Source organism: Marinoscillum sp. MHG1-6 (genome assembly GCF_024714475.1).
In the GTDB taxonomy this organism is placed as follows: domain Bacteria; phylum Bacteroidota; class Bacteroidia; order Cytophagales; family Cyclobacteriaceae; genus JAMZMI01.
In genome coordinates, this window is record NZ_JAMZMI010000003.1 from 462,161 (window position 1) to 478,257 (window position 16,097).

Below are 16,097 nucleotides of genomic sequence, written 5' to 3' on the forward strand. Positions count from 1 at the left end.
AAATGCGGATAATTTATTAAGATGATTGAGGTACCTTAAAATTTATTGATTCCAAAAAACCTTATCTAAGAAAGAGCAAAACCTGTTCGATTCCAAAATCACCTTTTCGGGTGATTGATTGGCTAAGGCCTAAAGGAGAATTTTACAACATGAAAGAACATTACAGTGTTATCATAGTCGGTGGAGGTCAAGCAGGTCTATCTATTAGTTATTGCCTCAAACAAGAAGGAATCGATCATATCATATTTGAAAAAAATCGAATTGGTTATGCCTGGAGAGAAAAAAGATGGGACGCTTTTTGTTTAGTCACACCAAACTGGCAATGCAACCTTCCCGGCTTTTCGTATGAGCGGGAATACCATGGAAAGGATCCAAAAGGGTTTATGACAAAAGATGAAATTGTGCGCTTCATAGAAGCCTATGCAGCGCATTTCAACCCGCCAATCCATGAAGGTGTCACTGTTACCGAAGTAATAAAAAATGAGGAGTCATGCTATCAAGTAAGTACATCAGAGGGCACATTCACATGTGATCAGATTGTAATTGCAGCTGGCAATTTTCAATTTGCAAGCCTACCGGGAATTTCACGGAAATTTCCTCACGACATCCTACAAATTCATTCCTCCGATTATAAAAACCCTGAAGCTCTCCCTAAAGGTGATGTTATGGTCGTCGGTACCGGACAATCAGGAGCTCAAATTGCAGAGGATTTGCACTTAGCAGGTAAAAAAGTACACCTATGTGTGGGAAACGCTCCTAGAACCGCCAGGAATTACCGAGGCAAGGATGTGGTAGAATGGCTTGACATGATGAAGCATTACGATATTCCTATTACGAAACACCCGGAAGGGCTTGCGGTAAGAAAAAAAACAAATCACTATGTAACTGGAAGAGACGGGGGGAAAGAAATAGACTTGAGAGAATTCGCTCTGGAAGGCATGGTGCTTTATGGCAAACTGGAAGACGTCCAGGAAGAATCGTTGGTATTTGCACCGAATCTGAAAGAAAACCTCGATCGTGCCGACGAATCTGCAGAACGTATCAAACAAAGAATAGATCAGTATATTGAGATAAACGAAATTGAAGCGCCCGTTGAACTTCCTTATGCAAAAGTATGGGAGCCCTCTGAGGAGATAACATCTCTCGATCTATCAAAAACCGATATAAAGACAGTCATCTGGAGTATTGGATATGGCTTTGATTATAGCTGGGTAAAACTTCCCGTCTTTGACAAGTCCGGTTACCCCATTTATGACCGAGGAATTACCAGTGAAGAAGGCCTCTATTTTCTTGGGCTGGCTTGGATGTACACCTGGGGTTCAGGGCGGTTTTCTGGTATAGCAAAAGACGCCGAGTATCTATCCCAGATGATCAGAAGTAAAATAAAAGAAAAAATTCTTGGTTGATAATTAGTCTTAGAGATAACCTTTATCTCTCGCAAACAGAATAAGGTCAATGGTTTTATTAACATTGGCCTTTTTCATTAGATTCTTTCGATGAGTGTTTACCGTATTAATGCTGATAAAAAGCTTATCTGCGATTTCCACACTTGAAAGACTGGCCGCCAGTAGCTTCAACACATCCAGTTCCCTTTCACTAAATAATTCCTCATCCTCTGAGGATTGTTGCCTTAAGTAATAATCAAAAGTTTCGTTCTTGGGGCCATAGATATGCCACTTCACACTATGGTGATCAACCAAATCACTAATGTCAGTACATAAGGAAATATATGCCTCGACTTCATTGCGATGGTTCTTAATAAACGGAGTGCTTTGCCTCAGGATAGAAATGTAATCACCATCAGATTTCCGCACCCGATAGTTAATGTTAAAAGATGAATCAAACGGCACCAAATCCTTCGTATTTCCCATGACAAATGATAATAGAGCTTTTGATATCTTAAAATACATGCTTAGGTCGGATGGATGAATGATCCGAACAAGAAAATCTGCGGTAAGACCTGACATGTCATAGCCAAGCGCATGATCAAAACCCTTATGGTAAAACCGTCCGGTCTTTATATGGTGAATATAAAGAAACTGGTTTCTCCAAAGCTTTGAATTGTTGAGATGATCCGTGATTTGCTTCTCGTAGATTGTTTGATAATCTACATACTGATCACGCAGGCTTTTCAGAAAATCCCGAAATTGATACACCGCCTGATCTCTTTCTTTCGCCATCTTAATCAGATAAGAGCTTTATTGATGAAATTATCAATAAAAGAATAAATTAAGTACAAATAATTAAACCAAAAAACCAATTTATTAATTCTATCACAACAAAATCACCTGAAAAGGTGATTGAACCGCAGCAAGCATACTTCTATTTTTATAAAAAAATTCATTACTAAAACATTAAAGAAGTATGCCAAAAGTTACGTACCCAATGCACAAGGACGGGGATTTTTTTGTGGATTACGAAGAGAAGGTTTTTGAGGATGTAAAAGCTGAGCCCGGTGAAAAAGCCCTCGTTACCTTTCATACTGTTGCATTTGAAGGCTCTATAGGTTTAGTGAACATATTGTCCGCTACACGTCTTCAAAGAAAAGGTTTTGAAACTTCCATCCTATTGTACGGACCAGGAGTTACGCTTGGTCTTCAGCGCGGTTTCCCAACCCTGGGAGATGAAGCTTTTCCAGGTCATCAGAATTTCGCTGCGCGTTTAACAAAATTCATGGATGAAGGAGGAAAAGTGTACGCATGTCGTTTTGCTTTACAAGCTCTATATGGACATGGAGAAGCCTCCCTACTTCCCGGTATTACACCTATCAATCCATTGGATGTTTTGGATATTGTGCTCATACACAGAAAGGAAAATGCCTTTATTCTTGATACCTGGACATTGTAAAGTGATCTTTTAGGATGTCATCAAAAAGAATCATTAAAGCAGCTGCCGTACAGATAGCTCCTGTTTTGGACGACCGTGAAGCCACCACCCAAAAGGTGTGTGATGCGATAGCCGAAGCAGGGGCCAATGGCGCTCAAATCATCGTTTTCCCAGAGACAATTATCCCCAACTACCCGTACTTCTCCTTTGTGAAGGCTCCGGTAGCTTCGGGAAAAGATCACCTCAAATTGTATGATCAGGCTGTAACGGTACCTGGACCCGTTACCGAAAAAATCGGGCAATATGCGGCAGAATATAACACCGTGGTGGTAATAGGAGTGAATGAAAGAGATCATGGATCTATTTACAATGGACAACTGATTTTTGATACGACCGGGGAGCTGGTTCTCAAAAGAAGAAAGATTACACCTACTTTTCATGAGCGCATGATTTGGGGCATGGGAGACGGCAGTGGTCTTAAAGCTGTTGATACTGAAATAGGCCGTATCGGAGCATTGGCATGTTGGGAACATTACAACCCCCTGGCACGCTACGCATTAATGGCTGATCATGAAGAAATCCACTGTGCCCAGTTTCCGGGCTCCATGGTAGGGCCCATTTTCGCTGATCAAATAGAGGTAACTATTCGTCATCATGCGCTGGAGTCAGGATGTTTTGTAATTAACTCCACCGGATGGCTTTATGACGATCAAATCAAAAGCATTACCGACGACCCTAAAATGCAAAAAGCATTGACATCAGGTTGCATGACCGCCATCATTTCGCCTGAGGGCAAGCATCTGGCTGAACCAATAACTGAAGGGGAAGGCATCCTTTACGCAGACCTGGATATGCAGCTCATTGAAAAAAGAAAACGTATGATGGATTCGGTGGGTCATTATGCCAGACCGGAGCTACTTTCGGTTCAACTCAATACTGCCGCTCATAGGCCTGTACAGATTATTTCACCGGAAACTGAGGTTTCCAAAAAAGAAGAATTGAAACATGATCCAATCGAAAACTCTCTCCTCTGAACGTGTTCAGGTCGAACTACAAACCTATGGCATGCGCATGCAGGATATTTACGGTTCTGCCAGTCGCAAAGGTGGAGCCGGTCCTACTGACCACAAAGCTGTGTTTATCGATGGAAACACGATTATGGTACCTGTACACAACTCCGTTTCCTCGGCTTCGCCTTATTGGGTTGACAGTCCAAATGAACTAGGGGTGGCCAACCTTTATAAAGGAGACGAAAAAATCACTACGATCAGTTTTCCCAAACAGCCCAATTTTTACAAACACATTACTTCAGACGGGATTCCTATGTGGAAAATCGCTCAACTCCATAGTCATAACGTACTTGCCACCACGGTCTTACAAAACTGTGTACGCTACTATGACAAAGCCACTTCCTGTCAATTCTGTGCCATTGGTGAATCATTGAAGGCTGACAGGACCATAGCCTATAAGAAGCCGCATCATTTAGCTGAGGTAGCACGCATAGCGATAGAAAAAGACAAAATCGATCAGATGATCATCACTACCGGCACCCCATCCACCCCTGACCGGGGAGCCAAAATATTATTTGAAAGTGTCATGGCAATTAAAGAGGTAGCCAACATTAATATACAGGTTCAATGCGAGCCTCCTAATGATTTTGCATGGTTCCAAAAATTAAAAGATGCAGGTGCTGATGCCATAGGTATGCATCTGGAAGCAGTGGAAGAACATGTCAGGCAAATGATCATGCCTGGCAAGGCGGAGGTCAATGTCGCCTATTATCTGGAGGCTTTCAAAGCGGCAGTAAAGGTGTTTGGTAAAGGCAATGTAAGCACCTACATTTTGGCTGGGCTTGGAGATAGCCGGGAGGCTATTCTAGAAATGAGTCGAAAACTGATCAATATGGGTGTATATCCTTTCGTTGTTCCCTTTGTACCGATCGGAGGAACTCCTTTAGCCAATGCTTCACCTCCCGATCAATCATTTATGGAAAGTTTGTTGACTCCAGTAGGGCGAATGCTGGTAGAGGCCGAAATGACCTCCGACACCCTGAAGGCAGGTTGTGCCAAATGTGGCGCATGCTCTACCTTGAAGGCCGTGGAACAAAAGTTTAAAAAAACTGATAAGGCCTATGCTGCTTGAGCCATATAAAAAACACCCAAGCCGCTATTTAAAATTTGATTTTGCGGAACAACTATGGCAAAGAAGGTCCTATTGGGAGTTGAGAAAAAATGTATTTTGTGAAGAACAAAGACTTTTTGTAGGTACCGATAAAGATCTTTTTGATACAACTGCCATACCCATCATAGCCTCTTGCTATTGTATGGGAATGGAAGACCGGGTGGTTGGTGCAGTTCGGATCTACCAACGAGAGCCCGGGATTTGGTTTGGAGGTCGACTGGCGGTGGACAAAGAGTTCAGGTCCTTAAGCCGGTTTCAAACATTGAACCTTTTCCCAGACAATAAAACCATTCATCCTTTCACGCTTGCCGTGGGAGGTGCTTTGATTTACAAGGCAGTAAGTACCGCCACAGCATTGGGCTGTCGCCAATTTCTAGCTCATGTACAACCACAAAATGTCCGGTTTTTTGAAAGAATGCATTGGAAAACCATTGGTACTATCAATAAAAATGGCATTCAACATGCCGTGATGGAGGCATCCTTGAATTATTTTCAGGAAGTACATTCTACACCAAGAGATTTAAAATCGGCTTAAAGCGAAAAAATGACAAGTGAAGAAACCCTTTTACGTGAATTGTACGCAAACAGCAATGTCCATGACAAGGTGGACATAGGCCAAACCTATGCCTCTCTTGGTGACGAGGTCTCTCATTTTAATTTTCTTACTGGATCTTCAGAACAAATTCAGTTGGGTGATGATTGTGCCGCTATTAAAGACGGCCAAGGTGGTTATTTGCTATTCGCCTCAGAAGGAATTATCCACCAGTTCACCCGTTCGCATCCATGGTTTGCCGGCTATTCTGCTATCATGGTGAATATCAGCGATATATGCTCCATGGGCGGTCTTCCAATAGCTGTGACAGATGTATTATGGACCCAAAGCAGAGAATCTGCTAAAGATTTATGGGAAGGTATGGTATGTGCCTCTGAGGCCTATGGAGTACCCATCGTAGGAGGGCATACCTGCTATCGCTCGGAAAACACCCAACTCGCCGTTTCTATTATCGGACAAGCAAAGAACCTCCTCACAAGTTTTGGGGCACAGGGAGGCGAAAATATTATGATGGCCGTGGATTTGGATGGTGATTATTTTGAAGATTACCCATTTTGGAATGCATCCACCACAAGCAGCCCGGAAAAACTACAGGAGATCATACAACTGCCCCGGCTGATCGCCAATGAGGGGCTCTCAAAATGTGCCAAGGACATCAGCATGGGGGGAGTCATTGGAACACTCGACATGTTATGCCGAACATCCAAAGTAGGAGCGACTATAGATATTCAATCCGTACCTAAACCTGAAAATTCCGATTTAAAAAAATGGTTATTAAGCTTCCCCAGTTACGGATATATCTTTACCTGTTCACCCGAGAATTCAAGTGCGATCAGTAGCATTTTTTCCAGGCACAAAATCACCTGCAAGACCATCGGGAAAATCACTGACTCTTCTGGAATTACAACAGAGTCGATTGATCAGTCAAAACTGAAAACCTACGCATAAAATGCCTGTTGTATACATGCAAATACAGTGGCCAGATGGCCGAAGGAACGACATCTACTCTCCTTCTTCCATTATCAGGGAATTTTTTAGAAGTAGCGAAAAGATGCCTGTAAAAGAGTTTGATAACAAAATCTCAAAAGCGTTAGAAGCTGCCAGTTCGCGAGTTACCGAAGTTTACGGATATGCATGTAGTTCTGCAGAAGCAGAACTATTATCAGTAAAAAATCTACTTAAAGCCTACCGTCCAGATGACACGGTGGAAATCATTGGTTTTAGTTAATCGAAAATGAGACAAAACACACATACGGGAAAACTACCTTTTGGACAGTTATTGGAAGATAACCGATTTATCCTTTCGGCTGAGTTAACCCCTCCCAGGCATTATGATCTTACTGATTTCATGAACAAAGCAGAGATCGTCAACGAGTATGTGGATATTGTCCAAATCAACGACCATCTCTTATCCAAGGCCAGACTCACCAACCTCATTGCGGGTCAGCAGTGCAAGCTCGCTGGAATGGAGCCTGTTCTTCAGTTTGCTTTAAGGCATAAAAACAGAATTGCCATTCAGGGAGATTTGCTGGGTCTTGCTGCTATGGGAATGGAAAACCTTATCATCCTTGGGGGCTACCCTTGTAGTATTGGCTCAGATGCCGAGGCGGTGGATGTACATGACCTGGATAGTCTAGAAGCGGTCCGTAAAATCTCCAGACTAACCAAATCAGGTGAACTGTTTAACGGAGAAGTCATTTCTCCACCTCCTCGTTTCAACATCGGTGTGGTCGAATTCCCATGTTCAGCCTCTCACATGGAACAAAACCTTGACCGGTTAGAGGAAAAAATTGATGCTGGAGCTAGCTATGTTCAGGTACAGGCTGTTTTTGAAGTTGAACCCTTACACTCATGGATGAGCAAAGTAAGAGAGAGGGGATTGCACCACAAAGCCCGCTTTCTGGGTGCCGTATTCCCCTTTAACGGACTTGAAAGGCTTAATGCACTCACAGAAATCCCTGGGTTAGAAATCCCTCATGTGGTTCGGCGTAGACTTCAAATGAACGATACAGAAAGCGAAAGCCTTCAAATCACGCTTGAACTCATCCGCGAGATCTCTAGAATTGAAGGCATTTCTGGCCTACACATCCGGTCCATAGGCGCAGAAGCCTGGGTGCCCCGCATTATCGAGGCCAGTGGACTAGGCGGTGTTCACTTATACTGAGGAAAGATTAAACCTCAATTCGATTGAACTTCTAAAACAGCTCCTTAGCAATTCTATAGACAGAATCCGACTTTCCCATGCTATAAAAATGAAGCACAGGCACACCAGCATCCATTAGCTCTTTTGCTTGCTTGATACCCCACTCAACACCCACTTCCTTAACCTGCGAATTGTCCTTACAATTTTCAACTGCGTCATGAAGCTCATCCGGGATATCGATGTGAAAAATACTAGGAATAATATTCATGTGATTCTTAACCGTAATTGGCTTTAAGCCCGGAATAATTGGCACAGTAATTCCAGCCGCACGACATTTATCTACAAACTCAAAGTATTTCTGATTATCGAAGAAAAGCTGTGTTACAATATATTCGGCGCCATTCTCCACCTTTTGCTTTAGGAAATTAAGATCCGATTTAAGATTGGGCGCTTCAAAATGTTTCTCGGGATAACCAGCAACACCAATACAGAAATTAGTAGGTACTGCATTTTGCAGTTCATCATCCAGGTAATGTCCCTGATTCATTTCAGAAACCTGATTAACTAATTCGATAGCAAAAGCGTTGCCTTCAGGTTCCGGTTTAAATGATTTCTCAGTACTAATTGCATCTCCGCGTAACGCTAGCACATTATCTATCCCCAAAAAATGGAGGTCTATGAGTGCGTTCTCTGTTTCTTCTTTTGAAAAACCACCGCAGATAATATGAGGTACCGGATCTACATCATACCGGTTTTTGATTGCAGCACATATCCCAACAGTTCCGGGTCGCTTGCGAATGGTTTTCTTTTCTAGTAGTCCATTGCCTCTATCCTTATAGACAAACTCTTCTCGATGATAAGTAACATCGATAAATGGAGGCTTAAACTCCATTAAAGGATCTATGTGTGCAAAAAGGCCATCAATACTATCCCCTTTCTTTGGTGGGATGATCTCAAGCGAAAAAAGGGTATTTCCTTTTGCCGCCTCAATATGCTCTACTACTTTCATTTATTTATAACCTAAATTAGGTGCTAACCACTGTTCTACTACATTTTTATCCATACCCTTTCTTTGGGTATAGTCATCAATTTGATCCTCATAAACTTTTCCCAGCCCAAAGTATTTTGACTCAGGGTGAGAAAAATAAAAACCACTGACTGAAGCCGCAGGGAACATTGCATAACTCTCTGTCAACTCAATTCCTGTATTATTTTGAGCATCAAGCATCCTGAAAAGAATCTCCTTTTCAGTATGATCCGGACAGGCCGGATATCCCGGTGCCGGTCGGATTCCCTGATACCTTTCCTTTATCAACTCTTCATTCTCAAGCGCCTCTCCCGATGCATAACCCCACAGTTCCCTTCTCACTTTCTCATGCATCATTTCGGCAAGGGCTTCTGCCAGACGATCGGCCACGGCTTTGATCATAATTGAATTATAGTCATCGTGGTCTGTCTCAAACTTATCCGCAAGTTCCTTGGTCCCAAACCCCGCTGAAACAGCAAATCCTCCTATGTAATCCTTCAAACCTGACGCCTCTGGTGCAATGAAATCAGCAAGTGAAATATTGGGTATATCCTTTCCCTTTTTACCCTGTTGACGCAAAAAATGAAGCGTATCTAGTAGTTCCCCTCTGGAATCATCTCTGAAAATCTTCACATCTTCTCCATCGGCGATAGCAGGAAAAATACCTACCACCGCTTTTGCCGTAAGTGAAGATTTAGCGATCACATCATCCAACATCTCGTTAGCCTCATCATAAAGCTTCTTCGCCTCTTTACCCACTGTAGGGTTTTCGAAAATGGCAGGATATTTACCCTTTAGCATCCAGGTACTAAAAAATGGCGTCCAGTCTATATATGGTCGAATATCAGCCAATGGAATTGAATCAAAAGTCTTTACGCCTAGGAAATTTGGTTTTGGAGGTTGGTAACCTTCCCACGTTATTTTGGTTCTATTAGCTTTTGCCTGAGCAAAGGTTACATGTGCTTTTTCATCCTGTCGATTTTCATGCCCCACCTTTAACTCAGCGTATTCCTGTTTTACCTGCTCAATAAGTTCGTGCTTTGATTCACTCATCAATTTAGTAGCCACACCTACACTCTTGGAGGCATCCAACACATGGATTACCGAACCACTATATTTTGGCGCAATTTTTACTGCTGTATGAATCCGTGAAGTTGTAGCACCACCAATCAAAAGAGGCAGGTCCATTTTCCGACGCTCCATTTCTTCTGCCACATGAACCATTTCATCCAGGGAAGGGGTAATCAGCCCACTCAACCCAATGATGTCTACGTCCTCCTTAACTGCCTCATCCAATATTTTCTCGGCGGGCACCATTACGCCCATGTCTACAATGTCATAATTATTGCAGCCGAGTACGACACCTACTATATTCTTCCCAATGTCATGCACATCTCCCTTCACAGTGGCCATAAGGATTTTACCCTTGCTCTGCTTGGTATCCCCTGATCGTTTCTTTTCTTCTTCCAAATATGGAATCAGGTAAGCCACGGATTTTTTCATTACCCGTGCACTCTTCACCACCTGGGGCAAGAACATTTTGCCGGCTCCAAAAAGGTCACCCACCACATTCATACCATCCATCAGTGGACCTTCAATTACATGAAGTGGCTTATCATATTGCTGGCGTGCCTCCTCGGTATCTTCTTCAATGAAATCCACAACGCCCTTCACAAGGGCATGCTTTAATCGCTCTTCCACTGAAGCCTCTCTCCAGCTATTATCGACTACTTTGACCTTACCGTCTCCCTTAACTTTTTCAGCAAAAGCCAGCATACGCTCTGTGGCATCATCTCGACGGTTAAGAAGTACATCCTCTACATGCTCAAGAAGATCTTTCGGTATTTCATCGTATACCTCGATCATCCCGGCATTCACAATCCCCATATCCATACCATGTTTGATACCGTGATATAAGAAAGCTGAATGCATCGCCTCCCGTACTACATTATTACCTCTAAATGAGAAAGAGACATTACTCACTCCCCCACTAACCTTCGCACCAGGTAGGTTTTCTTTAATCCATTTGGTAGCATTAAAGAAATCAACGGCATAGTTGTTATGCTCATCAATACCGGTAGCCACCGGGAAAATATTCGGGTCAAAAATGATATCCTGACGAGGAAATTTCACCACATCGACCAACAGATCATAGCTCCGCTTACAGATATCAATTCTACGCTGGTAAGTATCTGCCTGACCTTTCTCATCAAAAGCCATTACGACAGTTGCGGCACCATATTGTTTCAGCTTTCTGGCTTGTTCGAGGAATTTTTCCTCTCCTTCTTTAAGAGAAATGGAGTTAACCACACCCTTACCCTGCACACATTGAAGTCCGGCTTCTATGATTTCCCATTTTGATGAGTCGATCATCACGGGAATCCTGGCTATCTCAGGCTCTGAAGCTATCAAATTAAGGAATTTGACCATTGCAGCCTTACCGTCAAGCATCCCCTCATCCATATTCACATCCAGGATCTGTGCACCCCCGCGCACCTGGTCCAATGCTACTTCCAGGGCCTCCTCATATTTTTCTTCACGGATGAGCCTTGCAAAACGGGCAGACCCCGTCACATTGGTTCGCTCACCAATGTTGATGAAGTTTGTTTCGGCTGTAACTACCAGCGGTTCGAGTCCCGAAAGCTTTAAAGGAGGTATATTCATACTTTGGTTAAGTTCTCTTAATAAAAGGGTTTAATGGCAACCTATTTACATCAATACCTGCCAATTGTCATCAGCACCTCCATTTACCCAATCTCTGTATTTCTCCTGTCCACCGCGAGCAGACCAATCAGAGTCAATGGTGAGCTTAGAACTAATTCCACCCCGTGGATTACAGTTCATGACCATTCTCAACCTATCAGGTTCATAAACTTTCATCATATGATCATAAAAGATATTGATCAATCTTTCATATGAAACAACGATATCCCTCAATTGGAAAACATACTGTTTAAGCGACTTCAATTCAATAATCTTATCCTGAGGATAAAACGTCAGATAAACGTTCGCGAAATCAGGCTGCTCTTTTACACCAAGGAAAGTGAATTCCGGAATCTTAATTTTAATCTCATAAGCCTCACTGGTAGGATTAGGTAAGGCCTTTAGAATAGAGCTATCTATTGTATCGTATTTCTTAATCAACATAAGCTTCTTTGATTCTGGGTTGAAACTGATTGGCTAACCTGGCTATTTCATGGATATGATCTGGAGTCGTTCCACAACAGCCACCCACAATGTTCAGCCATCCCTGTTCCATAAATTCCTTGATCTGCTCTCCCATTTCTTCCGGAGATTGATCGTATTCCCCAAACTCATTTGGCAAACCGGCATTTGGGTGTGCGCTGACCATAAAATCACATCTTTCACTTAATACCTGCAAATAAGGCCTTAGTTCGCTGGCTCCCAATGCGCAGTTTAAACCAACGCTAAGAAGATCCATATGCGAAATAGAAATCAAAAAGGCCTCTGTAGTTTGTCCCGAAAGTGTTCTTCCGGATGCATCGGTGATGGTTCCGGAAACCATAACCGGGACATTTACATTTCTTTCGGTGTTAAGGTCATCAATAGCAACCAAAGCTGCTTTGGCATTGAGTGTATCAAAAACTGTCTCCACTAGAAAAGCATCAACCCCGCCATCTAATAGCGCTTTTGCTTGTTCATAATATGCCGTCTTCAAATCTTCAAATGTCACCGCCCTATATCCCGGGTCGTTAACATCCGGTGAGATCGAAGCAGTTCGGTTGGTAGGACCGATAGAGCCTGCCACAAACCTTGGCTTATCAGGATTATCAGCTGTAAACTTATCAGCTACCTCTCGAGCAATTCGTGCTGACTCATAATTGAGCTGATAAACATAAGATTCAAGGCCATAATCTGCCTGGGCAATGGTAGTACTGCTGAAAGTATTCGTTTCTGCAATATCCGCTCCCGCCTCAAAGTAGGCGGCATGGATTTCCGAAAGGACGTCAGGTCTCGTCAGAGCCAAAAGGTCATTATTTCCCTTCAGTGGCTTTGGGTGATCCTTCAGCGCTTCATTTCTGAAATCTTCCTCCTCCAGTTTGTACCGCTGAATCATAGTTCCCATGGCTCCATCAAGTACAAGAATTCTCTGCTTAGCAATTTCTTTCAGCTTGCTCATTCTTCTAGTTATTTAGCACAGTTATGGAGAAAGTCACCTTTGAAGGGAATCACTTATCTCTTCTCAAACCCTGGTTTGAGTGGGAGTTAGCACCGAAATCCATCTGAGGACAGGTTGCCAAGACGTCATAGGGCCCAATCCCTCGGTCTTTCTCGATAAATGTGGCGGCAAATATACCTATTACTATTTTAGTTATTCACTTATCAGGAACAATAAATCATTAGGGAAGTTTCCATAAAATGATAGATTTACGCTCGTGAAATTTGCAGCAATAGACATTGGCTCGAATGCCATCAGGTTACAGATCACCAAAGTATTAGAATTCGAGCACCAGATTACCTTCAAAAAATTAGAGTACATTCGCTTTCCAATGCGTTTAGGCCACGATGTTTTCACTATCGGAAAGATCAGCCCTGAAAAAGAGGAAGCTTTCATGAAGCTGATGCAGGCCTACAAAAACATGATAGATCTGTACGAGATCAAGCATTATTATGGATGTGCCACCTCGGCCATGCGCGAATCCAAAAATGGCAAAAGCATTGTTCAGCGTGTACAAGACGAGATAGGACTAAAACTTCATATTATTTCTGGACAGAAGGAGGCTGAGATGATCAACGATGTTATCAGCCTCAATCTTGACGAGCAAACCTATATCCACATTGATGTAGGTGGTGGTAGTACAGAGCTGAACTTTTATCAAAACCAGCAGAAAATCCTTTCAAAGTCCTTTAAACTAGGATCGGTAAGACGGTTGGAACATCACGACTCCCCAGCAGTCTGGAAGGCCATGAATAAATGGGTCGCTGATCAAATAAAGGATTACAAGGGTAAAATCACTGCGATCGGTACAGGTGGAAACATCAACAAGCTATACGAACTGTCCCAGGTGAAAAGCAAAAGAAAGATGTCTTTGAATACCTTGATGAAGGTTCAGGATTATCTTAAAAACATGACGCTCGAAGACAGAATGGTTCGTCTGCAACTGAACCCTGACCGTGCGGATGTTATTATCCCTGCTTCTGATATTTACATTGGAGTGATGCAAGCCGCACATGCCAAATCTGTTATTGTTCCGGATATTGGGTTGAAGGATGGTATAAATTATTACCTATACAATAAATACTTCCCAACAAAAGGTAGGGTTTGGGTTAAAAACTCCTAATAAACTGATTATCAGTAGTAAAGGAAGAATAATTATAGAGTTAACCCTCTAATTCAACCAGCTAAAGAAAAATAATTCACTTTTTTTTCAACTGGTTCCAACCATCCCTTGAGTTCATGTTTCTATAGTCCAAACCGACTATTCACCATGACTGCTATAATTATAAAATTGATTGCTATCTGTTGTTTTTTACTAGCCTTTTTGGCGGTATAAACAGCTCATTCATTTTGAGTGCCGTCACCCCAGTACTTCCTTGAGCTTATTAACCTTATGGATTAGTCTAGAAGACTGAGCAAAATCCAATGTTTGCTGGCCATCAGACAATGCCTGATCAGGTTTCTCATGGATCTCGAATATGATCCCATCGGCTCCGGCAACTGCAGAGGCTAATGCCACGGCACTAACATGATCTCTCAGACCAATCCCATGAGATGGATCTGCAATTACAGGTAAATGAGTCTTCTCTTTTAATATTGGAATAGCGTTGATATCAAATGTATTCCTTGAGGCACGCTCGTAAGTCCTGATACCTCGCTCACAGAGCAATATTCTTTCATTTCCACCAGAGAAAACATATTCAGCGCTGTACATCAGTTCGTCAATGGTCCCCGAAATCCCTCTTTTGATCATAACTGCCTTGTCAATTCTTCCCAACTCGTCAAGTAAATTGAAGTTCTGAGTATTTCTCGCCCCTACCTGAAAAACATCAACATAGTCATGCATCTCTTCTATTTGAGAAACCTGCATTACTTCCGTCACAATCTTAATCCCGTGTTCTTTAGCCGCCTTATACCACATCTTCAGACCATCAATCCCCATCCCTCTAAATGAGTACGGGGAGCTTCTCGGTTTGAAAACGCCGCCGCGCATAATTTGCAATCCATTGGCCTTTAGATGCTCAATGGTCTTGTAGATGTTTTCTTCACCTTCTATACTACAAGGCCCGGCCATCATCGCAAAATGTCCCCCACCAATCTTCACACCATCGCCCAGATCAATGACCGTCTGCTCCGTTTTCCATTTACTGGAAACTAACTTAAAGTCATCAGAGACTATATGGATATCCAGAATACCGGGCAAATGCCCGATGGAACGCACATCAAACTTCTTCTTCCCTATTCCCACGAGATAAGTCCCAAATTGGGTCACTACCTCATTGGTCTTGTACTTGAGAGAGGTAACCTGATCGAAAAGTTGCCTTTTCTGATCTGACGTAATATCCGGACTCAACTGAATGATCATGATGGATTCTTGATTGATTTCACAAATAACTTAATCGCTTGATCAGAAGCATCTTGAGAGAGCTGCTTGATAAAAGCACTTCCGACAATTGCTCCATCTGCGTATTCACAAGCCTTACTAAAGGTAGCATAGTTCGATATCCCGAAACCAATCATCCTTGGATTCTTGAGACCCATGGCATTTACCCGATTAAAATATTCTACTTGTGTTGCTGATATATCACTTTTTGCACCGGTAATGCTGGATGCAGCCACCATGTAAATAAACCCATTTGACAACTCGTCGATTTTCTTAATTCGATTATCCGAAGTCTGAGGGGTTACCAAAAAGACATTGTACAGTCCATGCTTCTCAAAAAGCGGCTGATACAATTCCTCATACTCATACATCGGGAGATCAGGAAGGATCAAACCATCAACACCTACCTCCTCACATTTAGCACAAAATCTTTCGATCCCATATTGCAGAACCGGATTGATATACCCCATCATAAGTACCGGAATGGATACTCTACTTCTCAAATCTTTGAGCTGATCGAAGAGTTTTACCAGGGTCATTCCATTTTCAAGCGCCTGAGTTGAGCTTGCCTGAATGGTTGGTCCGTCAGCCACAGGATCGGAAAATGGGAGCCCTATTTCCAAAACATCTGCACCACCTTCCTCCAGAGCAACAGCAACCCTCATCGTATCTTCCAATGCAGGGTAACCTGCAGTAAAGTATACATTGAGAAGGTCCCTCTTCTTATCTTGAAATGCCTGATCTATTCTGTTTTTCATTATTTGAACTTTTTGAATTTGCTGAGGTGCCTATAATTCAGAAGCA

General features: G+C 42.6%; 16 protein-coding genes and 1 riboswitch. Of the genes, 9 read left to right on the forward strand and 7 right to left on the reverse strand.

Annotated features, from left to right (window positions below; genetic code table 11):
* Positions 1–149 precede the first annotated feature (149 nt).
* The gene (locus NXR94_RS09130) at positions 150–1,406 is read left to right on the forward strand and encodes an MSMEG_0569 family flavin-dependent oxidoreductase (RefSeq protein WP_258104313.1); all 1,257 of its coding nucleotides are present in this window, start codon (positions 150–152) and stop codon (positions 1,404–1,406) included.
* A gap of 9 nt (positions 1,407–1,415) precedes the next feature.
* On the opposite strand, the gene NXR94_RS09135 is transcribed toward NXR94_RS09130, so the two are convergent.
* On the reverse strand, positions 1,416–2,180 hold the full coding sequence (locus NXR94_RS09135) for a response regulator transcription factor (RefSeq protein ID WP_258104314.1): 765 nt from the start codon (positions 2,178–2,180) through the stop codon (positions 1,416–1,418).
* A gap of 184 nt (positions 2,181–2,364) precedes the next feature.
* Here NXR94_RS09135 and NXR94_RS09140 point away from each other — a divergent pair, with 184 nt between their 5' ends.
* The 7 genes from NXR94_RS09140 to NXR94_RS09170 are packed head-to-tail and all read left to right on the forward strand — an operon-like array spanning position 2,365 to position 7,724.
* The gene (locus NXR94_RS09140) at positions 2,365–2,847 is read left to right on the forward strand and encodes an MSMEG_0572/Sll0783 family nitrogen starvation response protein (protein WP_258104315.1); all 483 of its coding nucleotides are present in this window, start codon (positions 2,365–2,367) and stop codon (positions 2,845–2,847) included.
* 14 nt (positions 2,848–2,861) lie between these two features.
* Positions 2,862–3,860 (forward strand): Nit6803 family nitrilase, encoded by a 999-nt coding sequence (locus tag NXR94_RS09145; protein WP_258104316.1) that lies wholly within the window; start codon positions 2,862–2,864, stop codon positions 3,858–3,860.
* Positions 3,832–4,968 (forward strand): MSMEG_0568 family radical SAM protein, encoded by a 1,137-nt coding sequence (locus NXR94_RS09150; RefSeq protein WP_258104317.1) that lies wholly within the window; start codon positions 3,832–3,834, stop codon positions 4,966–4,968. The genes NXR94_RS09145 and NXR94_RS09150 overlap by 29 nt, the downstream gene beginning before the upstream one ends.
* Positions 4,958–5,542, forward strand: coding sequence for an MSMEG_0567/Sll0786 family nitrogen starvation N-acetyltransferase (locus NXR94_RS09155; protein WP_258104318.1), 585 nt, complete (start codon positions 4,958–4,960; stop codon positions 5,540–5,542). The genes NXR94_RS09150 and NXR94_RS09155 overlap by 11 nt, the downstream gene beginning before the upstream one ends.
* A gap of 9 nt (positions 5,543–5,551) precedes the next feature.
* Positions 5,552–6,508 (forward strand): sll0787 family AIR synthase-like protein, encoded by a 957-nt coding sequence (locus NXR94_RS09160; protein WP_258104319.1) that lies wholly within the window; start codon positions 5,552–5,554, stop codon positions 6,506–6,508.
* Between the two features lie 16 nt (positions 6,509–6,524).
* Positions 6,525–6,788, forward strand: coding sequence for an MSMEG_0570 family nitrogen starvation response protein (locus tag NXR94_RS09165; RefSeq protein WP_258104320.1), 264 nt, complete (start codon positions 6,525–6,527; stop codon positions 6,786–6,788).
* 6 nt (positions 6,789–6,794) lie between these two features.
* The gene (locus NXR94_RS09170) at positions 6,795–7,724 is read left to right on the forward strand and encodes a methylenetetrahydrofolate reductase (protein ID WP_258104321.1); all 930 of its coding nucleotides are present in this window, start codon (positions 6,795–6,797) and stop codon (positions 7,722–7,724) included.
* 31 nt (positions 7,725–7,755) lie between these two features.
* Here the strand turns inward: NXR94_RS09170 and metF are convergent, their stop codons facing one another.
* The 4 genes from metF to NXR94_RS09190 are packed head-to-tail and all read right to left on the reverse strand — an operon-like array spanning position 7,756 to position 12,871.
* On the reverse strand, positions 7,756–8,712 hold the full coding sequence (gene metF / locus NXR94_RS09175; protein WP_258104322.1) for a methylenetetrahydrofolate reductase [NAD(P)H]: 957 nt from the start codon (positions 8,710–8,712) through the stop codon (positions 7,756–7,758).
* Complete coding sequence (gene metH / locus NXR94_RS09180) at positions 8,713–11,394, reverse strand: methionine synthase (RefSeq protein WP_374988002.1); 2,682 nt, start codon at positions 11,392–11,394, stop codon at positions 8,713–8,715.
* 45 nt (positions 11,395–11,439) lie between these two features.
* A complete protein-coding gene (locus NXR94_RS09185) occupies positions 11,440–11,877 on the reverse strand; it encodes a hypothetical protein (protein WP_258104323.1) in 438 nt (145 codons plus the stop codon).
* Entirely contained in the window at positions 11,867–12,871 is a 1,005-nt protein-coding gene (locus tag NXR94_RS09190; RefSeq protein WP_258104324.1) for a homocysteine S-methyltransferase family protein, read from the reverse strand. The genes NXR94_RS09185 and NXR94_RS09190 overlap by 11 nt, the downstream gene beginning before the upstream one ends.
* A gap of 50 nt (positions 12,872–12,921) precedes the next feature.
* Positions 12,922–13,033: riboswitch (SAM riboswitch) on the reverse strand.
* A 94-nt stretch (positions 13,034–13,127) separates the two neighbouring features.
* On the opposite strand from NXR94_RS09190, the gene NXR94_RS09195 reads away from it, so the two are divergent.
* A complete protein-coding gene (locus NXR94_RS09195; RefSeq protein WP_258104325.1) occupies positions 13,128–14,033 on the forward strand; it encodes a Ppx/GppA phosphatase family protein in 906 nt (301 codons plus the stop codon).
* Positions 14,034–14,270: 237 nt separating this feature from the next.
* On the opposite strand, the gene aroF is transcribed toward NXR94_RS09195, so the two are convergent.
* Together aroF and trpA are read right to left on the reverse strand one after the other, a co-directional pair.
* Positions 14,271–15,275, reverse strand: a complete 1,005-nt coding sequence (aroF, locus tag NXR94_RS09200) for a 3-deoxy-7-phosphoheptulonate synthase (RefSeq protein ID WP_258104326.1) — start codon at positions 15,273–15,275, stop codon at positions 14,271–14,273.
* On the reverse strand, positions 15,272–16,051 hold the full coding sequence (gene trpA / locus NXR94_RS09205; RefSeq protein WP_258104327.1) for a tryptophan synthase subunit alpha: 780 nt from the start codon (positions 16,049–16,051) through the stop codon (positions 15,272–15,274). The genes aroF and trpA overlap by 4 nt, the downstream gene beginning before the upstream one ends.
* Positions 16,052–16,097 lie beyond the last annotated feature (46 nt).